The organism is Bradyrhizobium sp. 147 (genome assembly GCF_023073935.1).
In the GTDB taxonomy this organism is placed as follows: domain Bacteria; phylum Pseudomonadota; class Alphaproteobacteria; order Rhizobiales; family Xanthobacteraceae; genus Bradyrhizobium.
Genome location: NZ_JADPKL010000083.1, coordinates 1 through 671, shown reverse-complemented (window position 1 = coordinate 671; position 671 = coordinate 1). Strand labels below are relative to the sequence as shown.

1 protein-coding gene is annotated in these 671 nt (G+C 58.6%); it reads right to left on the bottom strand.

The window, feature by feature from the left end; translation table 11 throughout:
* Positions 1-311 precede the first annotated feature (311 nt).
* Positions 312-671 (bottom strand): hypothetical protein (locus tag IVA87_RS19550; RefSeq protein WP_247334617.1); only part of this gene is annotated, 360 nt, incomplete at its 5' end.

Below are 671 nucleotides of genomic sequence, written 5' to 3'. Positions count from 1 at the left end.
AAGGCGACCTACGACAAGAGTGGCTACTACCACGAGCTCGTGCCGGCCTAGAGGGTTGCGAGAAAGCTGGAGAGGAACGCGCCGCAGCTTGCGGTGAATTGCCGACCGCTCGACGAAGTTACGCGGTGACCAGCATAGTCCGGTCAGGAGTTCTCAGCACCAAGGATTTCGCAACGCGCTTGCAATTCGACGGGCATCCGCGATGAGCCTTGGAGCCATCTCCGCCGTTTCCTGCCAGGCCGCTGCCATCTCCGGTAGGCGGGCCTCTCGACGACGATGGGCGAGAGCTGAGGCTCTGAATGGGGCGGACGTCAGGGCCGCATCGGCGACAATAAAGATGAGGCCGGCGTTGTATCGCGGTAAGCTTCATCCAGAGCTATGCGAATGGCGTTCACTAATGCAGGCCATGGCAATCCTTGTGGCAAGATTGGAATCTGCGTGCGATCTTCAGCTCCCATGAAATCTCGCCGTACGCCGGTGAAGAGTATCCCGCTGAAGCGTTCAATTATCCATGACCTGCCACTGAAGAAGAAGTTAGGGTCCGGCCCGAAGAAGGACGGCAAGATGAGGCGTGTGTTTCGGCATGGAATAAGGACCCCGTTTTCGGGGTGATCGGCATCCAATCGGGACCCCGGGATAAGGGTCCACAGTGGCTTCCATCGAGTCATGGA